The sequence below is a fragment of the Clostridium sp. LXY-7 genome, from assembly GCF_056172015.1.
Map to the genome: position 1 here is coordinate 291900 of NZ_JBLLJL010000001.1, position 22062 is coordinate 313961.

General features: G+C 30.6%; 21 protein-coding genes and 1 pseudogene. 10 read left to right on the forward strand and 12 right to left on the reverse strand.

What is annotated here, in order from left to right; genetic code table 11:
- Positions 1 to 130: 130 nt before the first annotated feature.
- Entirely contained in the window at positions 131 to 1363 is a 1233-nt protein-coding gene (locus ACI48Q_RS01525; RefSeq protein ID WP_474917280.1) for an amidase domain-containing protein, read from the reverse strand.
- Positions 1364 to 1431: 68 nt separating this feature from the next.
- On the reverse strand, positions 1432 to 1596 hold the full coding sequence (locus ACI48Q_RS01530; protein WP_474917281.1) for a hypothetical protein: 165 nt from the start codon (positions 1594 to 1596) through the stop codon (positions 1432 to 1434).
- Positions 1597 to 2099: 503 nt separating this feature from the next.
- Here ACI48Q_RS01530 and ACI48Q_RS01535 point away from each other — a divergent pair.
- The gene (locus ACI48Q_RS01535) at positions 2100 to 2858 is read left to right on the forward strand and encodes a MerR family transcriptional regulator (protein ID WP_474918315.1); all 759 of its coding nucleotides are present in this window, start codon (positions 2100 to 2102) and stop codon (positions 2856 to 2858) included.
- 125 nt (positions 2859 to 2983) lie between these two features.
- Here ACI48Q_RS01535 and ACI48Q_RS01540 read toward each other — a convergent pair whose 3' ends face one another.
- Positions 2984 to 3847 (reverse strand): DUF2268 domain-containing putative Zn-dependent protease, encoded by an 864-nt coding sequence (locus ACI48Q_RS01540; protein WP_474917282.1) that lies wholly within the window; start codon positions 3845 to 3847, stop codon positions 2984 to 2986.
- A 513-nt stretch (positions 3848 to 4360) separates the two neighbouring features.
- Here ACI48Q_RS01540 and ACI48Q_RS01545 point away from each other — a divergent pair.
- Positions 4361 to 5266 carry an AraC family transcriptional regulator gene (locus ACI48Q_RS01545; protein ID WP_474917283.1) on the forward strand — a complete coding sequence of 302 codons (906 nt, stop codon included), beginning with the start codon at positions 4361 to 4363 and terminating at the stop codon, positions 5264 to 5266.
- A 234-nt stretch (positions 5267 to 5500) separates the two neighbouring features.
- Entirely contained in the window at positions 5501 to 6775 is a 1275-nt protein-coding gene (locus ACI48Q_RS01550) for a M28 family metallopeptidase (RefSeq protein WP_474917284.1), read from the forward strand.
- A 51-nt stretch (positions 6776 to 6826) separates the two neighbouring features.
- Here the strand turns inward: ACI48Q_RS01550 and ACI48Q_RS01555 are convergent.
- The 6 genes and pseudogenes from ACI48Q_RS01555 to ACI48Q_RS01580 form a co-directional block, all read right to left on the reverse strand.
- Positions 6827 to 6967: pseudogene (locus ACI48Q_RS01555) on the reverse strand (DUF2200 family protein); the annotation flags it as partial.
- A gap of 2 nt (positions 6968 to 6969) precedes the next feature.
- Positions 6970 to 7989: a C45 family autoproteolytic acyltransferase/hydolase gene (locus ACI48Q_RS01560; protein ID WP_474917285.1), complete on the reverse strand. Its 1020-nt coding sequence runs from the start codon at positions 7987 to 7989 to the stop codon at positions 6970 to 6972.
- Positions 7990 to 7992: 3 nt separating this feature from the next.
- Positions 7993 to 8769, reverse strand: a complete 777-nt coding sequence (locus ACI48Q_RS01565) for a MerR family transcriptional regulator (RefSeq protein ID WP_474917286.1) — start codon at positions 8767 to 8769, stop codon at positions 7993 to 7995.
- Between the two features lie 153 nt (positions 8770 to 8922).
- Positions 8923 to 10401 carry an aldehyde dehydrogenase family protein gene (locus ACI48Q_RS01570; RefSeq protein ID WP_474917287.1) on the reverse strand — a complete coding sequence of 493 codons (1479 nt, stop codon included), beginning with the start codon at positions 10399 to 10401 and terminating at the stop codon, positions 8923 to 8925.
- A 161-nt stretch (positions 10402 to 10562) separates the two neighbouring features.
- A complete protein-coding gene (locus ACI48Q_RS01575; protein WP_474917288.1) occupies positions 10563 to 11165 on the reverse strand; it encodes a hypothetical protein in 603 nt (200 codons plus the stop codon).
- A 313-nt stretch (positions 11166 to 11478) separates the two neighbouring features.
- Positions 11479 to 12513: a YeiH family protein gene (locus ACI48Q_RS01580; protein WP_474917289.1), complete on the reverse strand. Its 1035-nt coding sequence runs from the start codon at positions 12511 to 12513 to the stop codon at positions 11479 to 11481.
- A gap of 148 nt (positions 12514 to 12661) precedes the next feature.
- On the opposite strand from ACI48Q_RS01580, the gene ACI48Q_RS01585 reads away from it, so the two are divergent.
- Complete coding sequence (locus tag ACI48Q_RS01585) at positions 12662 to 13561, forward strand: LysR family transcriptional regulator (protein WP_474917290.1); 900 nt, start codon at positions 12662 to 12664, stop codon at positions 13559 to 13561.
- A 584-nt stretch (positions 13562 to 14145) separates the two neighbouring features.
- Here the strand turns inward: ACI48Q_RS01585 and ACI48Q_RS01590 are convergent.
- Positions 14146 to 14856 carry an HAD family hydrolase gene (locus ACI48Q_RS01590; protein WP_474917291.1) on the reverse strand — a complete coding sequence of 237 codons (711 nt, stop codon included), beginning with the start codon at positions 14854 to 14856 and terminating at the stop codon, positions 14146 to 14148.
- Between the two features lie 444 nt (positions 14857 to 15300).
- Between ACI48Q_RS01590 and ACI48Q_RS01595 the strand changes: the two genes are divergently transcribed.
- A complete protein-coding gene (locus ACI48Q_RS01595) occupies positions 15301 to 15690 on the forward strand; it encodes a hypothetical protein (protein ID WP_474917292.1) in 390 nt (129 codons plus the stop codon).
- Between the two features lie 398 nt (positions 15691 to 16088).
- Here ACI48Q_RS01595 and ACI48Q_RS01600 read toward each other — a convergent pair whose 3' ends face one another.
- Both ACI48Q_RS01600 and ACI48Q_RS01605 read right to left on the reverse strand, forming a co-directional pair.
- Complete coding sequence (locus ACI48Q_RS01600; RefSeq protein ID WP_474917293.1) at positions 16089 to 16925, reverse strand: PHP domain-containing protein; 837 nt, start codon at positions 16923 to 16925, stop codon at positions 16089 to 16091.
- A 258-nt stretch (positions 16926 to 17183) separates the two neighbouring features.
- A complete protein-coding gene (locus ACI48Q_RS01605) occupies positions 17184 to 17315 on the reverse strand; it encodes a YvrJ family protein (RefSeq protein ID WP_474918316.1) in 132 nt (43 codons plus the stop codon).
- A gap of 71 nt (positions 17316 to 17386) precedes the next feature.
- On the opposite strand from ACI48Q_RS01605, the gene ACI48Q_RS01610 reads away from it, so the two are divergent.
- The 5 genes from ACI48Q_RS01610 (at position 17387) to ACI48Q_RS01630 (ending at position 22057) form a co-directional block, all read left to right on the forward strand.
- Entirely contained in the window at positions 17387 to 17671 is a 285-nt protein-coding gene (locus ACI48Q_RS01610; protein WP_474917294.1) for a hypothetical protein, read from the forward strand.
- A 582-nt stretch (positions 17672 to 18253) separates the two neighbouring features.
- Positions 18254 to 18631, forward strand: a complete 378-nt coding sequence (arsD, locus tag ACI48Q_RS01615; protein ID WP_474917295.1) for an arsenite efflux transporter metallochaperone ArsD — start codon at positions 18254 to 18256, stop codon at positions 18629 to 18631.
- Positions 18632 to 18651: 20 nt separating this feature from the next.
- Positions 18652 to 20397 carry an arsenical pump-driving ATPase gene (gene arsA, locus ACI48Q_RS01620; protein WP_474917296.1) on the forward strand — a complete coding sequence of 582 codons (1746 nt, stop codon included), beginning with the start codon at positions 18652 to 18654 and terminating at the stop codon, positions 20395 to 20397.
- A gap of 143 nt (positions 20398 to 20540) precedes the next feature.
- A complete protein-coding gene (gene arsB, locus ACI48Q_RS01625) occupies positions 20541 to 21587 on the forward strand; it encodes an ACR3 family arsenite efflux transporter (RefSeq protein ID WP_474917297.1) in 1047 nt (348 codons plus the stop codon).
- Between the two features lie 146 nt (positions 21588 to 21733).
- Complete coding sequence (locus ACI48Q_RS01630; RefSeq protein ID WP_474917298.1) at positions 21734 to 22057, forward strand: ArsR/SmtB family transcription factor; 324 nt, start codon at positions 21734 to 21736, stop codon at positions 22055 to 22057.
- Positions 22058 to 22062: the final 5 nt, after the last annotated feature.

Below are 22062 nucleotides of genomic sequence, written 5' to 3' on the forward strand. Positions count from 1 at the left end.
TAATATAAGTTGTAATCTCATTTCAAAAATATAAAAATAAATGATATCGACATACATATATGTAGATATCATTTATTTTTATTTAAAACAATGTATTTTGTTAACTATTTCTTATCTCCATTAACCTATATTATTTATAATTCCCAATTAGTTTAATTACTCGCTTACTATTTCCTGGATAGATTTCTTCAACCTTTTGATTATAGTTATATCTACTTGCAGAGGTACGACCCGTAACAAGAGCTCCAAGATAGTAGGGTGAAAATGGATCATATTGATAAAACCCAGTAATTATTGTTGAGTGTCTCCAAACCCTTCCGTTACTGTGCTGTATAATATCTCCTACCTCAAAAGGGTAACCATTTCTTCTATCGAATGGCTCATATGGAAAGGATATTCCAGCAGGTCCTTTTATTTTATTAGTCGTTAAAAATCTAAAAGAAGCTTCAACACTTGACCAGGAATAGGACCTGTTTGATAGGTTTACAAAATACCAACCTGTTGCTGGATTTGAATTATTGTACACCGTGGCTCCTCCAGCAAGTAATGCATGAGAAATGAAATTTGTACAATCAAAGTTTTCGTCTATTTGAGAAAAATCATAATAAGGAACTACTCCATTACCACTTGCAGGATGAGGACTCCCTGCATTATTTAAAGCATATTTTACTATATTAGCTCTATTTAATGGATATAAGGCTCTTAGATGTAGATTTTGTGTAGAAAAATCATTGATTTCCTTTATTTTTAATGTTTTACATCCTTCTTCTTTTAAATTTTTACCTATGAATTTTTTTAAGTTGTTTTGTTTATTCCTAAGTTCCATACTACTGATTTTATCTATAGGTAAATACTCTGGGAACTCACCTCTAATAAAAGAATCATAGTAATTGTCGCTTATACATAAATCTTTAACCTTATATCCACCTTCAGTGAATATAAGAAGCATTTCAACTATTTCACCATAACCTGATTCAACATTTTTTAAATCAACATATTTAAAGGATACATTAACAGCTATTCTTAATAATATGGTTGAGGCTACGGCTTTCTTATAAATAATTTTAGAAGTTATTTTATACTCCTCTTTCTCTAAGCGTGTCTTACTTGTTACATACTGATGTAACTTTGCTTTTTTATCTAAAAGAACTTTTAAATTATAAGAATATAAATATTGATTTATGTTATTATTTTTACTCAGGTCCCTATTTTCATAGAATTTCTCAATGACTTTTTCAGCTACTTGAATATAGTCATTTTGAGAATTGTTTGACGGTGCCCTTGCTATATTTGGTATAAAAGAAATAATCTTATTTAATAAAAATTCACGGGTAGGTGCTTTTACAATTTTGTTTCGTTTCATTATAATACTTCATCTCGAATATAATTATTATATTTACATTATATTAAATATTATAATATTGATTCCTATTAATCTGTGGGAAAGTTATTGTTATATATAAATTTATAGTAATGATTTATTGCTGAATCTAGAATGGTACTTAAGTAAGCATTAACATCATTAATTTCCTCCACATCGTAATCACAAGAAAATTCATTTATATCCATAATCTTTTTAGAACTTTTTCTAGCCATTTGAAGATCTCCTTTACTATTTATATATTTAATATAAATATATGTAGATACAATTAATTTTTAATGGATAATAATATGCTGATTTTGAGAAAAACCTCTGAAACCAGCATGAATACTATATATTGTTATATTTTTTTATTCTTATAAATATATAAATATAACAATATTTAAATAAGTATTCTTTATTAAAGTATTCAATTTTAATAAAGTTTGATTCACTTATGATATGGTTCCTTGTAACAACACTATCATAGGTTTTAGATATTTATAGTAGTAAAAAATGGCTAAAATCCTTTAATATAAGCCATTTGCAAATTAAAAAATGTTGAAAATAAGATAAGAGATATATTATGCATATATAATATATCCCTATTTATACATCATATTACATCACTCTATACTATTGTATAGTAGTTCCTATATAACAAATGAAATTATGCTTGACTATGATGTAAGGTCATAGTGTATTATATAATACAAAAAAGAGGTAAAGGATTTTGAAAATGAAAAAACAATTTTTTATAGTTAAAGATATTGTACAAATAACAGGTGTCACTGCTAGAACATTACACTACTATGATGAGATAAATTTATTAAAACCAACTCGCTTATCGGATAATGGTTATCGAGCTTACAGCAGAGAAGATTTAGAAAAACTTCAAACTATTTTATTTTTCAAGGAAATGGATTTATCTTTAAAAGAAATATCAGGTATTATGCAACTATCAAAGCAAGAACAACTACAAATGCTAAAAATGCATTATCAAACTTTACTATCAAAACAACAGCGATTAGGTACAATTATTACTGCGTTAGAGGATTATGTATCAGGAAAAGACATATTTAATTTGAATATGTTTAATAATTCGCCAATTTTGCCATTAGAAGAACAATATAGTCGTGAAGCCAAAATAATATATGGTGAAACAAAGAAATACAAAGAATATGAGAAAACCCTAGAAAAGCTATCTGATGATGAGAAAGTAAAATTATCTTATGAATTTGCAAATAATATTGAAAAAGTATTTAAAAAAATAGCAAAACAAATGTGTAACTTACCTTCTTCTGATGATGTTCAGAAATTAATCGTAGAATGGAGAAATTACTTAGAACAATATATGACTTGTGATGCAGAAATTCTAGAATGTATTGCTAACACTTATAGGTCTGATAGCAGATTTAAAAATTACATCAACCAATTCAGCGATGAAGATTTGAGTGACTTCATTTATCAGGCAATTATGTGCTATTGTAAAAAATAGAGGTTATTAGCAATAGTGTTATATATAATGTCTGAAAAATTATCTAATTAGCATACATTCAGTGTGACTCATTATTCTTTTTAGACGAATCAAGGACTTACCTTCTAATAGTAAGTCCTTTTTGTTTAAGCTTCAAAATAGCCTGATAACTTCATGATTTCATCGCCATCTATGATTGTAGCCTTTTCTATTGAAATACCAGTGTTTCTTAAGTATGCCTGTACTGCATGATATCCTACGGCATAACCTCCACAGAAAGGCATACCAAATCCATCAGTTTCAGACATCATTGGATGATTTCCAAATATATATTTACGCACTTCCATAAATCCCTTAACGTCAAGTGATTTTGAAATTATTCTTCTTGAGATGTCCAAATCTGTTCCTTGTACACCTGTTACCCAAGGGCCAATAAATTCTTCACCAAACAAGCTAGTTGCAAAGCTTTCAGCCAAGCCTTCAACAGCAAGGTATTTCCCAACTGATACATCAGTCATAAAATTCCATTTTGCATTATGAAAAAGTACATTATGATGAAACTCATGAGCTATACATGCGTTCAACTTTAGAAGGTTCTTTTCGTTAGGAGCAATCATTATTTGTATATATCCAGGTATAGAACCCATACCTGTATATCCTTCAGTCATAGCTAAAGTTTCAGGGTTCGCTAAGAAGATTCCTACTACAACCTTTTCTGGTAATGGAATGCAAGCTTTTTTAAAGCGCTCTGCTGCAGCTTCCATGGTAACTTTTGCACTATTCCAAGCATCAGCCTTTTCAAGCCTTTCTAACATTTCTACCATCTCAGAGTCACGACCAGATAGTTGGATACACCCCATGGCCTCAGGTGTTTTAGGTATATGCATTATTTCAAACATGGGATTAAAAGGTTCTATTAATTCACCGATAAAGAATTCATTTCTCTTCCCTTCGGGTAAATTAAGCATTTTTTTATATAAACTTAAAGTATCCTGTATAACTATTTCCATTAAAATCATCTCCTTATTATTCAATTGAATTTGTGATATCACTTATTACAACTTAAAGTATAGGGTATGACGTTGCGTGAAGGTCAACAGGAAACTCAATTATTTTACAAGTTCTGTCTGAGTCAAATTTTTCTTTTTTCTAGCGCCTGCTATAAATCGCCCGATTTTTTGTGTATCCATAATTACACCCCCTTTAATAATATAATAATTCAAAAGCCGCTATATCTAAACCCATCGCAGGTAGAGTAGGTAGAATAAACGTATAATATTATAATTTAACCAATTAAAGGATTTTCCAACCGTTTGTAAAAAGTTATTTCTATATGCTGGCCTGCCAAACGGCTGATGATTGATATTAGAAGCAAACTGATTTTAGACAATACAAAGAAGTTAATTCAAATTAGATGCAAGCTAAAAAATAATTAACTTATTCGCTTTCTCATAAAAAAGGCATTGCTAGACAAGTGGATGAGATATTATCCATGTTATTCTATAAAAAAGGAGGTGCTTATAATGCACTCATGGGAACAAATACAACAAACGATAGATTATATTGAGGAACACCTTTCTGAAGAAATTACTATTGAGAGCCTTGCAAAAATGGCAGCCTTATCGCCTTTCTATTATCAGCGGCTGTTTAGTCGATTAGTTAAAAAACCGGTAATCGAATATATCAAGCTGCGCCGTATGGCAAGGGCCACTGAAACTTTACTACAAAAGGATAAGCGGATTTTGGATATTGCTCTGGATTTAGGCTTTTCTTCACACGAGCATTTTTCCCGTACTTTTAAAGATACTTTCGGTGTTACACCGGAGAGCTATCGTAAGGCTCCCATAACTTTTAACAAGATGACGAAGCCCCAGTTGCTACTAAACTATACCCTTATTGATGAGAATGTGCCTCTTATCAGTGATGGAATTGTCCTTGAAATTAGCCGAAAACAGCTCGCAGTATCGGAGCATTTTGTTGGACTTGAGGCTAAGACTCCTGTTCAGTTTATAGAAGGTCTTGGCATCGAATCTGGAGTTGACCCTCTTGATACCCTTTGGAAAACCTTTCATCATAGGAAAGTGGGTATTCAAAATATTATGTCCGATGGTGATGAAATAGGTGTGGCCTATCCCTGTGAAGAAGAAGGCTATTTCTGCTATCTTGCAGGAGGACAGACTAATACCCATACAGCAGTCCATGGGTATAAAAATTGGGAATTGCCAGCAGGAGAGTACATTGTCTGCTCCTTTGATGCAGAGAACTTTGAGGGCTTGGTAATGGATGTGTTATATAAAGCGCAAAGATACTTGTTTGAAACATGGTTGCCAAATCACAAATTAACCACGAAGCCATTTTCCGTAGAGCGTTATGAAAGCCATGAACCGAATACCACAACAATGGAAATATGGGTTATGCCTATTGCATGAAACAAATGAGCAATTTGACTATCATTATGTTGTTAATCATATTTTGGGAGCGGGAAGATAATCTGTACTGAAGCAGCAAACTCCCCTATGTTGCCATCCTTTATGTGGTAAGTTTATATTAAGGTACAAACTATTCGATATGATTTGATAAAAACCTCTCAAAAGCTATGGCTATTTTGAAATTTTTTCAATTTTGGTATACTGTATAAGTAAGTACACGGGGAGGGAAATGTTATGTCAATGAATAGCCAAAGAGAATTTGAACTTTTAAAGAAAATTGGTTTCATACGAACTAGTGGTTCAGAAGAAGAGTTAAAAGCCGCAAACATTCTGTTAGAAGAAATATCTTCAATAGGATGCACAGGATACTTAGAAGAGTTTAAAGCTCCGACTTCTAAAATTAAGAAAGCTTCACTAAAGGTAGTTGAGCCCTATGAAAAGGAATATGAGATTACACCATATAACTGCTCAATTAGTACACCAGAAGTCGGAATAACTACAGATTTTGTATATATAGAGGATGGACTTGATGCAAACTTAGTTGACCTTAAAGGAAAGTTTGTACTTATAAATCTTCGTCCAAATCCTAAGCTTTATAAAAAACTTATAAAAGCTGGTATCGCTGGGTACATAACCATGTCTGGTACTGCCATGGATGAGGAAGATAAAACTGATATTGCTGTAGCTAGAATGCGTGAAAAGAATACACAATATGGAAAAATAACTGCTTTAAATATGCGCACAAAAGATTGCTTCCATATGGTTAAAAACAAAGCTTCTAAAGTGAAAGTAGAATTAATTACTGAAGATATAGAACTTACTTCTCATAATGTTATTGTAACTTTAGAAGGTTCTAAATACCCTGAGGAGATAATATCTTTCGGCGCTCATTATGACAGTGTTCCTTTTAGTACAGGAGTATATGATAATGGTGCTGGTTCAGTTATTATAATGGAGCTCCTTAGACATTTTAAAGAAAATCCACCAATAAGAACTGTAAAATTTATATGGTATGGCTCTGAAGAGGTTGGGCTTCTTGGTAGTCAAGCTTATTTAAAGGCTCATGAGGAGGAATTAAAAAAACATCTTCTAATGATTAATGTAGATGTTGGAGGCTCCATCCTTGGAAAAGAGAAGGCTCTAGTTACTGCAGAACAAAGCTTAGTTGATTATATTGATCATATGGCTAAAATTAAAGGTTTCCCACTTAAGGTAGAACAGAATATATACTCAAGTGATTCCACAGCCTTCGCTGATGCAGGAATTCCTTCTGTTACCTTCTGCCGTTTTGCGCCAAATGGTGGAGCATTCATCCACACTCGCAACGATGTTATGGACTTTTTAAGTGCTGAAGCTTTAGAAAAAACTACTATTATAACTAAAGAATTCAGTGAATCAATTGTAAACTCAGTAGTATTTCCAATTGAAAGAAAGATTCCAGATAACATGAGAAAAGAATTAGATAAATACTTTAATAAAGAAGATAAAAAAGAGGAAACTAAAAAATAAGATAGAAATAAAATAAAAGGCTTACATCAAGGGATGTAGGCCTTTACTCTTTTAATTTCTAAGAATTTTATCCATGGCTTTTCCCTTTGCTAACTCATCAATGAGCTTATCTAAATAGCGAATTTTCTGCATAGTTGGCTCTGTAATTTCTTCAATAGGAACCCCACAGATAACACCTTTAATTATTCTTTTTATTAAGCTTGATTAATTCTCCCTTTCATAACTTTAGGAAGATTTATAGTTCCATCTAAATATTTTCTTAGGGAAAGCATCATTGGTTCACTATTCTCGCCAACACCAATTATGAGGCTTAAATCTTTTGGGGAATAGACAACTGTATGCAGCGTTCCGAAATACTCTTTATAGTATTTAAAAAATAAAGGAGAATTTCCATCATTAAAATGATGATATGGAGATATTGGTGATAGTTCCTCTGCTAATAAACTACTTATATACTCTTTACGTTTTATTGAGCCCTGTATATCTTTCCTATTTTTTTCTTGTAATGTTTCTGATTCAAAATGATTTGTACAAATTAGTGGGTTTCCGAAATTGACAAACTGTTTCTGAGGAGAGGCTTCTACTACCACACCTCTTCCACTTTGATCTGTAATCGAATAATTGTAGCAAAATCCATGAGGAATGGTTGAAATTAACTCTAGTGCCTCTTTTATAGAGGTACATTGTTCTAATAATATTCTAACAATTGTCGTTGCAATAAAACCTTCTGCTTTATGTTGATTATTTACAAAATGTAATCCGACAACAAGGCCTTTTTCATTCATACCATCAAGCCTTCCAATTACTTGCTGGCTAAATCCAACACTTGCGTAACCATTAATTGGATTAGAAAAAACGAGTCTTGCATCATACAACTCTGGACTAAAATCATAATTTCGTACATAGTAGTTATCATTTATAAATGCAGTACAACCCATTGCTGGAAAAGATACATCATAACCGCTATAAAATCTAATTATGGTATCTAAGTCCATATCAAGTCCCTCTGCTAGTCCCCTAAGTTCTTCCAAAAGATTAGGGGAAACAGCCTTTAGTATCTCTTGAGCTTTTTTTGAATTAGAGTTAGTGCTTAACTCTTGAAGCAAGCCCATTTGTTTTAGCAGCTGTGATGACTTAATTTCTTCACTTTGTTTTAACCCTAATTTATAATAACTTCCCATTAAATCCATTACGTTTATAATCAATTCTTCCATGTGTCATTCTCCTCTTCTCTCAATTTGAGTAACAGGCATTAATAAATCCAATTCTGTAAAATCCACACCATGATACCACTCAAGTATGGGAGACGTTGGTGTCCATTTATGTTCGAGAGCATAGCTTAATAGTTTATGGTAACCACTTTGGATTGTAGTTATTGAATCTTTAAAGGGCATAGCAAGGCAGATGCATTGAGGTATGTGTTCTATTAAGGTGATTTCTGTTAAATCATCTATTCTTAAGTCAATCGGTACCCCAAAACCAATCTGCACTTTAATAAAATCTTTACCAGATAGATATTTCAAGTAACAATTTTTAAATGGGATATTTAACTTTTTAAGTTTATTTCCTCTATCCCAAAAGTGCGTTTTGAATTCGCCTATTTTAGATTCAGCATCATACCAAATAATTTGTTCTGCACATTTTTCTGTTAGATAAATTTTCTTACTTATAGAATCACTTTCTAAATAGCGTAGGCTGACCGTTAAAAGGTCCCGTTTCTTGTTTATATTATAAATCCAATTCTCCATCATCTGCTTCCGTCTTGCCACATCGTTTTCTAATAAATAAATTTGAATATCTTTTATCGGTATATCAGCTAAACGTAAACTTGAGATTAACTTCACTGTTGCGATTTGATCATCAGAATATATGCGATAGCCATTTGCGCTTCTTTCTCGAGGAAAAAGTAAATTTTTCGCTTCATAATACCTTAATGCACTTTTAGAAATACCTGTTCTTTCGGAAAAATCCTGTATATTCATGAACTCATTCAAATTATCACACCCCTTAAGTATAATGTTAAACCTTAAAGTAGCTTGAATGTAAAGAGAAATTTTTCAAAATGAAATGACTCACCATATAGGCAAGTCAATTCAAGGTAGAAGTATGAATTTGGTATTTCCAATTTTAATCTCTTCTTCTAGAGCTTATATATACATATCCCTTGGGTCATCACTTAAGTTAATAATAATATTCTTCATTTGGCTGTAATGATCTAATATTACTTTGTGGGTTTCTCTACCAATACCAGAATTTTTGTAACCACCAAAGGATGCACCTGCTGGGAAGGAGTTATAAGTATTTATCCATACACGACCTGTACGAATTCCTCTAGCTACTTTTATTGCCTTATTTATATCCTTTGTAAAGACACCACCGGCAAGACCGAAGTCACTATCATTGGCCATTTCAAGTAGATCCTCAACATCTTTAAACTTAATAACTACCCCTACAGGTCCAAAGATTTCTTCTCTAGCAACTCTCATATCATTAGTAACGTTAGTTAATAAGGTTGGCTTCATAAAACATCCCTTTGCTAAATCGCCTTCAGTATATCTTTCTCCACCCGTTGCGATAGTTGCTCCTTCCTTTTTAGCAATTTCAATATAGCTTAGAATTGTTTTTATTTGTTGTTCACTTACTTGTGCTCCCATCTGAGTATTCTTATCTAATGGATTACCAACTTTAACTCTTTCAAAGGAAGCAATGGCTCTTTCTAAGAATTCATCATAGAAGGATTCTTGAATAAAGATTCTAGAACCCGCAGAGCAAACCTGTCCTTGGTTGAATAAAATACCTAGTTGTATTCCTTCAAGGGCAATGTCCATATCTGCATCACTAAAGAATATGTTAGCAGATTTACCACCAAGTTCTAGGGTTGATGGAATTAGGTTTCTAGCTGCAGATATACCAACTTCACGACCGACATCTGTAGAACCAGTGAAGGCTAATTTATCAAGACCTTTATGATGTTGTAGGTATTCTCCACTCTTAGAACCTTTACCAGTTATTATATTAATTACACCTTTTGGAAGTATGTCATGGATTAATTTAATAAGTTCTAGAACACTTAAAGAAGTAGTACTTGATGGCTTGAATACACTAACATCTCCTGCGGCAAGAACTGGAGCCAGTTTCCAAGCGGCCATTAAGAAGGGGAAGTTCCAAGGAACAATTTGCCCAACCACACCAATAGGCTCTCTTAGTATTAGGTTCATTGTATTCTCATCTATCATTGTTGAAGTACCTTCTTCTGCACGAATAACTCCTGCGAAGTATCTAAAGTGGTCTGCTGCTAATGGAATATCAGCACCCATGGTTTCTCTAATGGGCTTACCATTATCCATTGTTTCCACAGTAGCTAAGAATTCAGTATTTTTTTCTATAATGTCAGCTATTTTATTAAGAAGTATACCTCTTTCTGCTGGGGTTGATTTACTCCAGGTTTTAAAGGCTTCCTTTGCTGCTTCTATGGCTTCATCTACGTCGTCATTAGTTGCATCGGCAATTTCAGCTAGGAATTCACCATTTGCTGGGTTATAAGACTTTAGGGTAGCTCCATCAGATGAATCCTTCCATTCTCCATTTATATATAGTTGATATTTATTTTGTAATTGTATGTTCATAATTTACCTCCAATTCTTTTGTTTATAATTCTTATTTGTACTTGTTTAGTTTTATTTATTTTAGTGATATTGAATACTATTATCATTTACCTTAATTTTATCATAGTTTGTATTATGGAACTGTGATTATGTCACCAAAGAAAAATTAAATTCCATTGTAATTACTTTACTGATACAGAATAGTTTGAAATAGTTTTTCCTGAAAGATTTTTATAGTCGAACTTAATGTTTGTGCTATTATTTTCCTTTGTCAAAGTCATAAGCAGTCCGTGAGCTTCGTTATTTCCTTGGTTCATGGCACCCATATTAGCATAGGTGAATTTTATAGGAACTTCTTCAGAATCTTTTTTGTATTGTATGGTATCACCTGAGGTTTTGACCTTACCATAGTTTGTATCATGTACCGTATGATTATGACCCCAAAGGAATATTACGTTACTATATTCATTAAGAAGATTAAGAAGTGCTAAGGCATTCTTAGTTGTTCGTTTTCCAAAATAATGGATAGGGCAGTGAGAAATAACAAAAACTGGTGTTGATGGATTTATGGAATCTAAAGCAGAAACGCTATCAGAGGCATACTCTGGTCTTACGTAGTCTCCACCAAAGAGCATATGATCTAGGGTGTTTGTACTAGTCTTTAGACTTTTTAGCCAAGCTTCTAGGTTTGGAATCTTCTTATGAATATCAGAAGTTGCTCTAATATAGATTGGTTTGTTAGTATTTTGTGCATAAACTGTACTTAAGCAAGTAAAACTAAACATTAAGGTTAGTAAGAGAAAGATGGGGACTAACCTTCTAAATTTTTTTAAATTTCATATGTAACACTCTCCTTTGTTATAGTATTAATAAAAAATAGCAGCGTTATGCGGTCAGGTTAAATTTCAGATTATTTTAATCACAAATCAAAAAGATACTGCAATATCATAATACAGTATCTTGTAATAATTAATTCAAATCATCCTTTGGTGTGTATTTATCTAGCAAAATTCTTAAAAGTGCTAAAAATATACTATGATATGATTATGTAATTGACGTAACTCATTATATTTATATGTAATTTTCACAGTAAGTTATCTATATAAAAACCATTATTAATGTAATGGCAGATATGACCTGAACTGTAGCAACCCCTAATGCATAGATTGAAGCCTTAGGTCCTTGCTTTATAAGTTCTTTAAAATTTACTCTCATTCCTATACCTGCAAGGGCAATTATTTCAAAATTGTTGCTTATGAATTTGAATATTTTAGAAGCCTGTGGTGAGAACACTCCCACTGTAAATAAGGAGCACATAATAAAGAAACCTATTATATACCAAGGCACCTTTACCTTTGAACTGGATTTTTTATTATTTGATTGATATGATTTCTTTTTCATTTGTGCAAAACCTAGTACAACAAAAACTAAGAACATTATCCTAACTATTTTAAAAAGAGTAGCTAGATCCTTCACATGTTCATTTACTAAACTACCGCTTGCAACAACTTGTCCTACAGATTGAAGTACACCTCCTATTAAAGCAGAGGTTTTTACTGTTTCTGTTTCAAAGACTATTTTAGCAATGAAGGGAAGTAATATCATTAATACTGTTCCAATAACATTTACTATTGTTATAGTTATTCCTTTTTCATTGTCATCAGCTTCAATAACAGGAGCAGTGGCTGCTATAGCAGAAGAACCACATACTGCATTACCACTTGCCATTAAAAAGCGAAAATTTTCTGGAAAACCAAGCTTTTTACCTATTAATATTGCAAAAATAATTGTTACAATCATTTGCAATACTATGAAAGTAATTCCTGAAACTCCTAACTTCAATATGGTTTCAGCACTTAATGTTCCTCCAAGGAGAACTATAGAATAAGATAATAAATCACTTTCAGCAAACTTAGTTCCTTTACTATATATCTTTTTATTACCCAATGTATTTCCATAAGCTATACCTATAAATATTGCTATAGGCGCAGCACCTATACTAGGAATATAGCTTCCTATAAACTTTCCTATGAAAGCAATAATTACACATATAATAAGACCTGGAAAAATTTCAGCAAATTTATTTAGTTTTTTTGAAGTGTTTTTATTTCTCTTAAATGGATTCACTATCATTTATGTCACCCTTTCAAAATTTACCTTCATATGAATTGCTTTTATTTACACCATTGATTATAAGTAAATATATAACCATAAGTAAAATATAAATGTGTTATAATAATCATTAATATATCTAATGGTTTAAAGAAAGGATGAATTTTTTTTGATTGATGAGCTTAGAACATTTATAGCAGTTGTTGAGTGTAAAAATTTTACTAAAGCTGCTGAGATTATTAATTTATCACAACCTAGTGTAAGCTTGCATATTAAGCACCTTGAAGAGTATTTTAATACTACATTGATACAACGTTCAATTAATCAAAAACATATACATATAACTGAATCAGGAAATTTACTTTATGAGCGTTCAAGACAAATTATTAAATTAGTAGAAAATACAAAAGATGAATTATCAGATTATGGAAATAACATAAAAGGCCGATTACGTATAGGGGCTAGTTTTACAATAGGAGAGTATTTTTTGCCAGCCTTTTTGGGCGAATTTGCTAAGGAGTACCCTGATTTAGAGCTAGAAGTTGTAATTGAAAATACCCATAATATTTGTGAAAAAGTTAAAAGTTTTCAGGTTGATTTAGCATTGGTTGAAGGTACAGTACTGTCTTCCAATTTTGTAGTTCATAATTTCTATAAAGATATTATGGTCCTCGCTGTTCCTTATAATCATTATTTAGTTAATAGGAAATTTGAAATTGAGGAATTACAAAATCAAAGGTGGATTAGTAGGGAAATTGGTTCTGGAACAAGACAATATTTAGACATTTTCTTAGCTTCTAATAATATTAATGCTAAAAATATTATTGTATTTGGAAGTAATTATTCTGTAAAAGAAGCGGTTAGAAATAACTTAGGCATTACTTTTATATCATCTCTTGTTACCGAAACCTCCTTAATAAATAAAGAAATTTCTATTTTAAAAACTACTCAGCAATATACACGTAACTTTTCATATATTTTACAAAATGGAATCATTCCATCAAAAGGTACACTAGTATTTATAGATATGTTAAAAAAATATGTAAAGAGCATAGAGGCTTATAATTAAAATATTATAAGTTCCTATGCTTAAATTTATTATAATTCAATTTTAAAATATCTACGTCATTTATGATACGGTTCTTCGTAACTACTATAAATGAGATTTTTCCATTTAATACCTCTATATTTATTCTACATAATTATGGTGTAATATCCAAGTTAGAATATAGAAAAGCTGTAGTAGGATGGCTACGGAGGTTTTGAACGTTTTATCCTCCTTATGGCTATTGGTGAATTATTTCATTATAGCTTAGTAGGTGCTATTGGATATGTTTGATACTTTTATAAAGTTTGCATCGATTGTTTATGTAATAAATTTAGTTTTAAAGCATAATCTCTTTATACACCATTTAAAAATTGAGATTAAGTTTCTTAGTCTTGATATAGAAGTTAAAAGCAAAGAAAAAAAGTGATCCATCCTGCAAAGAGTAGCACTTTTTCTTAATTAATATTTAATTAATTTGATCCAATAGCCCTAAAACAAAATAAATGTTCTAAGACTAAGCTTAGTGCTACCAACACTAAGCTTTTCTTATTTATATTATATCAACTTTTTTAAAAATAAACATATATAATTTTTTATATTTAAATTCATCTAATTATTTCTAATAATTCATTTAGCGATTTAATCTCAATAAAATTTTTGTTATTAATATCAGTATCTAGTTTACGGTTTATAAAAACTGGTGTAAAGCCAAAATTTTCAGACCCAAGAATATCAGCTTCAAAATTATCCCCAATGAAGTAAACTTGTTTCATATCGATGCTAGCATCATACTCTTTAATATCATCAAATACAATTTTAAACAAATCTTTATGTGGCTTCCTTATGTTATAATCTGCACTAAAATGTATATTAACAAAATATTTTTCTAAATCATATTGATTAATAAATTTTTTCATTACATTCTTTTTAAATATTGAATTACTTAATAAATAAACTGGAATTCCTAATAACTTAAGTTGCTCTAAGGTAGAAATAGTGTCATTAAACAATTCAGTAGTATTTATTTCAAGTGCACAATTAAATAAAATTTCTTCTAGCGGATAATTTACTTTAAAACCATATTTATTTTTAAAATCTAAAAGTTCATATTCAAATGCCAGTTCTGAATTATCCTTGCTTCTTTTATCATAAAGTTCTTTCCAATAAGTAGCTGCATAATGTAGAAATTCAACTTTATTAGTATCTTTTGATAAAATATTTTCATGTAGATAAGATAAACCTAAATTAACATCAAATTTAATATCATGAAGCAAGGTCTCAAATAAATCAAAGACAATGACTCTAGCTTTTGCCATAAAACCCCTCCATAAATTTACTATTTGCCTTGAGCTAAAAAATTACTCACCTTTTTTATTATAACATATTTTGTAAATATGTTATTACTTGTGATACAGTTTTTTTATGCACAGAAACAGCTTTATCCAAGTAATCTCAATGGTTTCGACTAGAAGCCTTATTTACTTATGATACGGTTCAGCATTCTTAATTCTAATGCTAATACAGTAGAATCTACTAAAAATCCATCAAACCCACGTAAACACTATACATTGTTATGTTTTTTTATTCTTATAAATATATTTGTTTAAATATTTATAAATAGTCAAAGGGTTAGTAATTCTTTTATTGAGCAGATATATTTATAGTTGATTAAAAATATTTTGGGGAATTATTTTGAGTACCTGTACAATTCGTTGTACATACTAAAGCTATATATTAGTTGAAAGGAAACTGATGATGCCATGGAAAAATTTAAATGCTTTAGAAGGGTGTTTTTAATAATTATTTTATTTTTTATAACCATATTGTTAGGATTTGAAAAAATTTATGCAAATTCACCTTCTTATGAGTTTAAATTAATTGAAACAATAGAGAAAGACACTACAGGAAATGGTGTTAATGATAAAATAAAAATATTAGCAGATGAAAAAAATCAAGGATATGTAGATGATTTACCAGTAGAAGATAATTGGAGACTTAAAGTTATGATTTTTAAGCTTGAAGGTGCAAAGATAAGTTCTGAAGAAAAGATTATGGAAGTACAAACAAAATTGACTAATAAAAATAAAAGAGAATATAAAATCAATAATTTTACTTTCACAGATTTAAGGAATATCGTAGAAAATAATTAACCAATATGGTAAAATATTTTCCTATGCTTTTTAATAATCATATAAATTAATACACCTTATCCCAATATTTATCCACAAATTTAATGAAATTTCTATGATTTTTATATAAATCTGTGGACAAATTTTGAAAACTGTTAGTTTAATTCATATATTGATAAATCCTTCTTTAGAGCTTCGATTTTTTCTCAATTTCATTTTCGTCTTTGGGAGACAATGGTGAGAAATTAGAAATTTCTTCTGAATCATCTATTGTATAGATAATTTTCCTTTTCTCAAAGGGTGCCTTTTAGGGTGTTTAGGGCAGAGCGTTCCATGTTTATGGCATTATGATAGGGTATTCCTTTATGCTGTTCATATTTTTTAAGGTTTGCTTTTTATAAAACACATGTTTGTATTTTTTATAATAAATTTCCTAGCTTAACTTTATCTATTTCTATGCCCATGCAGCCGATGGTTTGTTCTAAGGTTTTAGCCTGTTTACCAAACTCCCCATGTTCATCACTTCCAACGGTTATGAGTAGATTATTTTCCTTACAGAAGATTACACAAAGGTCTGTCATCATTGGACTATGGGTAGGATAATAACACTCTATTCCCTGTAAGCCTTGTTCTTTTAAGTCCTCAAAAATTACTAAAAGTTCTTCCTTAGGTAGTGATCCATAATATTCTGCAGGATGGGCTAATACACTATAGCCACCAGCATTTTTTATAGCTTTACACAAAACCTGAAAAGAAGGGAAGTCATAATCAATAAAGTCACAGCCAAATTCTTTATAATATTTAAAGCCCTGGAAAAGCTCCTCAGTAATACCCCTATCTAATAAATAGTGAAGACCCTTCCATCCACCATTTCTTCTATTGTACTCATAGGCTTCAAAATCTTCTAAAGAAACTCTAGGGTCCTCTTTAGCTAAAACTTCTACTAAATCCACACTCATTTGTTTCATTTCATGGTCTGCCTGGTTTATAAGAGCTAGAAGTTCTGGGGTGTCGTTAAAGCCATAAGCTAATAAATGAAGTATCTTATCTTTATATTTACAGTTAATTTCAACACCCTTTAAAGGAATAAGTCCTTCCTCTAAAGCAGCCTGCTCAAATCTTTCCCATCCTGCTAAAGAATTATGATCTGTAAGGGCTATAATCTTTATATTCTTCTTTTTCCCTTGTATTACAATTTCTTCTGGAGACATAGTTCCATCTGAAAAGTAAGAGTGCATATGCAAATCAACAAACATTTCGTGTCCTCCTTAGGTTTTATTAACAAAAGATTATATATATGTTGTAATTAAATTTCTAGATTGTACAAGTATGTTTAATAAACTGTTGAGCAGTAATAATATGAAGTCCTAATTGACTAATTTTAAAAGATACTTGTACTATGAAGTATCATTATTACAATTTATATTTTAATTATACTCTAAAATTTGATGGAGTCTAAGGTTTTATAGGGTGTTTTTAGCAACCATGAAGTTATCTATCCTTCTCGCAATCACCTATAGGCTAGTTGAAATTATGATGTTTAGTTTGTTTATAGATGATGTAAGGCCTACAATTTTACTTTCAAGTCTTATAAGTAAATAAGCACTTATAACTACTGGAAAACCTACGTTGGCAAATAAATCAATTAATTCTTTATACTTGCTTCTATACTATTAAATCTTACATGGATAAAAATAAAGACTTAATAGAGAGATTTATGAGAGCTATATATAAGGGACAACAATGGATATTCTCAAAATCAGATGAAGAAGTAGCTCAAGCTATTAAACAATTTTTCCCTGCTAGCGATGATGCTCTAACTGCTAAAGTAGTTGGAAACTATAAGAGAATAGAAGCTTATGCTAAGACTCCACAAGTTAGTGAAGCTGACATGAATAGACTAATGGATATTATAGAGTCTTATAACAAAGATTTATTAAAGGCTAGACCACCATTTGATAAGATAGTTAATAATGAATTTGGGAATAAAGTAATTAGATAATATTAATACGAAGAACTGCAGAAGTGCAGTTTTTTTATATATTAATTTTGCACAAAGCTTATATTTACTTTGGTATATTTAAAGGATTTTGTAGAAAATAATTAACTAGTATGGTAAAATATTTTCCTATACTTTTTATAATTATGTTAATTAGTACATGTTATACAAAATTTATCCACAATTTAATTGAAAAATCCATAAATTTTCTATAAAACTGTGGATAGATCTTGAAAATTGTTAGTTAAATCTAATTTTTGTACTTTTCCAGTGGCCAGACTTTATTTGGTAATATTAGAGGTAGTAAAGGGAATATTAATTTTACTACCTCTAATATTTTTGTTATCAATATTCAACTATTCACATAATATAAGTATGTATAGATATAAATACATGTGTTTACTTATTATTTGTTAAATTTAGAAGTATGTGTTGACAATATATAGATGATTGCCTATATTATATATAGACAATCATCTATATAAGAAAGATCAAATGGATTTAAATTATAAATTTTATTGATTATATAGATAAAGGATACGGCTGTAAAAAAAATATAAATATAAATAGAAGGAGTGAATTAATATGAAAAAAATGATTATCTTCGATCCAGCTATGTGTTGTTCTACAGGAGTTTGTGGACCAGGTGTAGACCCAGAATTATTAAGAGTTTCAACTGTATTAAACAATTTAAAAAATAAGGGAGTGTTAGTTGAGAGATATAACCTTACTAGTAATCCTCAAATATTTATTGATAACAAAACAATAAATGAAGCCTTAGAAAAAGGTGGAATAGAAGTACTTCCAGTTACAATGGTGGATGGAGAAATTGTAAAAACAAAAGCTTATCCAAGTAATGTGGAATTTTGTGAATTACTTGAGGTATCAGAAGATTATTTAAAAACCACTATTAAGATAAATAAAAATTCTAAAGGTTGCTGTTGTGATGGTGGATGTTGTTAGTATAGAAAAGAGGGGTACAAATGGTTAAGAATTTTCATGTGTCAGATATAACGCTAACTAAATATTTATTCTTTACTGGAAAAGGTGGAGTTGGAAAGACTTCAACGGCTTGTGCCACAGCAGTTTCATTAGCAGATGAAGGTAAGAAGATTATGCTCATAAGTACTGATCCAGCTTCAAATCTTCAAGATGTTTTTAGTACTGAACTAACAAATAAAGGAGTTCCTATAAAGGAAGTACCTAATTTGATAGTTGCAAATTTTGACCCTGAGGAAGCAGCTGCTGAGTATAGAGAAAGTGTAATAGCTCCTTATAGAGGCAAGCTACCTCAGACTGTTATAAATAATATGGAAGAACAGCTTTCAGGCTCATGTACTGTTGAAATAGCGGCATTTAATGAATTTTCAAGTTTTATAACTGATGAAAAAGCAGAAGAGGAATATGATCACATAATATTTGATACAGCTCCAACAGGCCATACACTTAGGATGCTTCAACTCCCTTCTGCATGGAGTAATTTTATCAGTGAAAGTACTCATGGTGCATCATGTCTTGGACAGCTTTCAGGACTAGAAAGTAGAAAGGAAGTTTATAAAAATGCTGTTGGTACTCTAGCTAATAAAGAAAAAACTACACTTATACTTGTAGCACGTCCAGAAGTTTCACCGTTAAAGGAAGCAGAGAGGGCATCCAAAGAACTTCAGGATATAGGAGTTAATAATCAAATTTTAGTTATAAATGGAGTACTTAAAGAGCATAATGATCATCTTTCGACTTCTATTTATAATAAGCAACAAAATGCATTAAAAGATATACCAGAAGGAATTAAAAATATTGAAACCTTTGAAATCCCACTAAGACCTTACAATGTAACAGGTATAGAAAATGTAAGGGCATTTTTAAAGGAGGATAATATTAAGTTCAATAATGAAAAGTTAAATATTAATAACATTCCTAGATTAAATTATGTAATAGAAGATTTATATAATAGTGGGAAAAAAGTAATATTTACAATGGGTAAAGGTGGAGTAGGTAAAACTACTATAGCTGCTGCAATTGCCATAGGACTTTCTAAAAAAGGTAAGAAAGTTCATTTAACAACTACTGACCCAGCAGCACATTTAAAATTTGTATTAGAAGAAGGTCATGGCATTACATTAAGTAATATTGATGAAAAGGAAGAGCTTGAAAAGTATAAGGAAGATGTACTAAGGAAAGCAAGGGAAACCATGAGTGAAGATGATATTGCTTATGTTGAAGAAGATTTAAGATCTCCTTGTACCCAGGAGATTGCAGTATTTAGGGCATTTGCTGAAATAGTAGAAAGATCAGAAAATGAAGTTGTAGTTATTGATACTGCACCAACGGGTCACACACTATTACTATTAGATTCCACTCAAAGCTATCATAAAGAGATACAACGTTCACAAGGAGATATTCCAGAAGCTGTTAAAAAACTTTTACCTAAACTAAGAGATGAAAAGGAAACAGAGGTTATTATTATAACCTTAGCTGAAACAACTCCAGTTAATGAGGCAATGAGATTACAAAAGGATTTGGATAGAGCTGATATTCATAGTAAATGGTGGGTTATAAATTCAAGTTTTTATGCGGCTAATACAACCAACGATATCCTAAAAGTAAAAGCAAGCAATGAAGTACAATGGATTAATAAAGTCAATGAAATATCAAAAGGAAACTTTGCCATTATAGAATGGATGCCAGAAGAAATAAAAGGGGATAAACTTTATCAGCTAATAAACTAAAATCTAAATTTAAATTCCACTACAAAATAATGAAATGATTCTTGTAGTGGAATTTTTTAAATAATAAATTAGATAGGAATTGTTATAGATAATAGAGGGAGTTATACAAAAAACAAAATAGTTGAGTAAAAGGAGTGATAAATATGAGTAAAGAAAAAGTATCTGGAATAGGATTTTTTGAAAGATATTTAACAGTATGGGTTGCAATTTGTATGGTTTTGGGAGTATTAATTGGTAAATTCATTCCAGGTGTTCCAAACTTCTTAGGTAAGTTTGAGTATGCGAATGTTTCTATTCCAATAGCAATACTTATTTGGTTAATGATTTATCCTATGATGATGAAGGTTGATTTTCAAAGCATCAGAAATGTAGGTAAAAATCCTAAGGGATTATTTGTAACATGGATTACTAATTGGCTTATTAAACCATTTACTATGTTTGGTATAGCATCATTATTTTTTTATGTCATATTTAAAGGATTAATTCCTGCAGATCTTGCAAAGGATTATCTTGCAGGAGCAGTATTGTTAGGAGCAGCACCATGTACAGCTATGGTTTTTGTGTGGAGTCATCTTACAAAAGGAGATCCTGCATACACTGTTGTACAAGTTGCAACTAATGACCTTATTATTCTTATTGCATTTATACCTATTGTTAAATTCCTACTAGGAATAAGTGATGTATCAGTTCCATGGAATACACTTATTCTGTCAGTTGTTCTTTTCGTGGTTATTCCATTATTAGGAGGAATTTTAACAAGAGTAGTCATTACTAAGAATAAAGGAAAAGAGTACTTTGAAGAGAAGTTTATTTCTAAATTCAACAATGTAACAGTGATAGGATTACTTCTGACTTTAATAATTATATTCTCATTCCAAGGAGATGTAATTATTGAAAATCCACTACACATTATTTTAATTGCAGTACCTCTTATTATACAAACTTTCTTAATTTTCTTTATTGCTTATATGGCAAGTAAAGTACTAAAATTACCCCATAATGTTGCTGCACCTGCAGGTATGATTGGAGCATCTAATTTCTTTGAATTATCTGTAGCAGTAGCAATTGCATTATTTGGGACAACATCACCAGTAGCACTTGCTACAATTGTGGGAGTTCTTGTAGAAGTTCCTGTAATGCTAATGCTTGTTAAGATTGCTAATAATACAACTAAATGGTTTCCTAAATAAGTAGATGGCATAACAAATAAGATAAAACATTCTAATTAAAAGCCCTCTGTTTAATACAGTGGGTTTTTATACAGTGATTATTGATATAATATAGATGATATCATATATTGTGTTTAGATAAATATTTATATGTAAGAGGTGATTAAATGAGTTTAAATTATGAAGAAAGTTCAAAAATTATGAAGGCTGTATCTGATCCAAATAGATTAAAAATAATAGATATTCTATCCTGTGGGGAAAGGTGTGCTTGTGATATATTAGAGTATTTTAATTTCACACAACCAACATTATCACATCACATGAAAGTATTAATTGATTGTGGTATTGTAGATTCTAGAAAAGAAGGAATATGGAATTATTATTCATTGAATAGCTCTAATTGTAATAGATTAGTGTTATTCTTTATGAACCTTGTAACAGATACAGAGGACTGTATATGTAAGGATAAGTCAAAATGTGAATGTAAATAGAGGAG

What these genes read in the sequence shown, in the direction of transcription:
- ACI48Q_RS01595 (WP_474917292.1), top strand. Translation starts at nt 15,301, where the DNA reads ATGGAAAAATTTAAATGCTTTAGAAGGGTGTTTTTAATAATTATTTTA.
- arsD (WP_474917295.1), top strand. Translation starts at nt 18,254, where the DNA reads ATGAAAAAAATGATTATCTTCGATCCAGCTATGTGTTGTTCTACAGGA.
- ACI48Q_RS01525 (WP_474917280.1), bottom strand. Translation starts at nt 1,363, where the DNA reads ATGAAACGAAACAAAATTGTAAAAGCACCTACCCGTGAATTTTTATTA.
- ACI48Q_RS01535 (WP_474918315.1), top strand. Translation starts at nt 2,100, where the DNA reads ATGAAAAAACAATTTTTTATAGTTAAAGATATTGTACAAATAACAGGT.
- ACI48Q_RS01545 (WP_474917283.1), top strand. Translation starts at nt 4,361, where the DNA reads ATGCACTCATGGGAACAAATACAACAAACGATAGATTATATTGAGGAA.
- ACI48Q_RS01630 (WP_474917298.1), top strand. Translation starts at nt 21,734, where the DNA reads ATGAGTTTAAATTATGAAGAAAGTTCAAAAATTATGAAGGCTGTATCT.
- ACI48Q_RS01600 (WP_474917293.1), bottom strand. Translation starts at nt 16,925, where the DNA reads ATGTTTGTTGATTTGCATATGCACTCTTACTTTTCAGATGGAACTATG.
- arsB (WP_474917297.1), top strand. Translation starts at nt 20,541, where the DNA reads ATGAGTAAAGAAAAAGTATCTGGAATAGGATTTTTTGAAAGATATTTA.
- ACI48Q_RS01580 (WP_474917289.1), bottom strand. Translation starts at nt 12,513, where the DNA reads ATGATAGTGAATCCATTTAAGAGAAATAAAAACACTTCAAAAAAACTA.
- ACI48Q_RS01610 (WP_474917294.1), top strand. Translation starts at nt 17,387, where the DNA reads ATGAGAGCTATATATAAGGGACAACAATGGATATTCTCAAAATCAGAT.
- ACI48Q_RS01570 (WP_474917287.1), bottom strand. Translation starts at nt 10,401, where the DNA reads ATGAACATACAATTACAAAATAAATATCAACTATATATAAATGGAGAA.
- arsA (WP_474917296.1), top strand. Translation starts at nt 18,652, where the DNA reads ATGGTTAAGAATTTTCATGTGTCAGATATAACGCTAACTAAATATTTA.
- ACI48Q_RS01575 (WP_474917288.1), bottom strand. Translation starts at nt 11,165, where the DNA reads ATGTTTAGTTTTACTTGCTTAAGTACAGTTTATGCACAAAATACTAAC.
- ACI48Q_RS01550 (WP_474917284.1), top strand. Translation starts at nt 5,501, where the DNA reads ATGTCAATGAATAGCCAAAGAGAATTTGAACTTTTAAAGAAAATTGGT.
- ACI48Q_RS01590 (WP_474917291.1), bottom strand. Translation starts at nt 14,856, where the DNA reads ATGGCAAAAGCTAGAGTCATTGTCTTTGATTTATTTGAGACCTTGCTT.
- ACI48Q_RS01540 (WP_474917282.1), bottom strand. Translation starts at nt 3,847, where the DNA reads ATGGAAATAGTTATACAGGATACTTTAAGTTTATATAAAAAAATGCTT.
- ACI48Q_RS01530 (WP_474917281.1), bottom strand. Translation starts at nt 1,596, where the DNA reads ATGGCTAGAAAAAGTTCTAAAAAGATTATGGATATAAATGAATTTTCT.
- ACI48Q_RS01560 (WP_474917285.1), bottom strand. Translation starts at nt 7,989, where the DNA reads ATGGAAGAATTGATTATAAACGTAATGGATTTAATGGGAAGTTATTAT.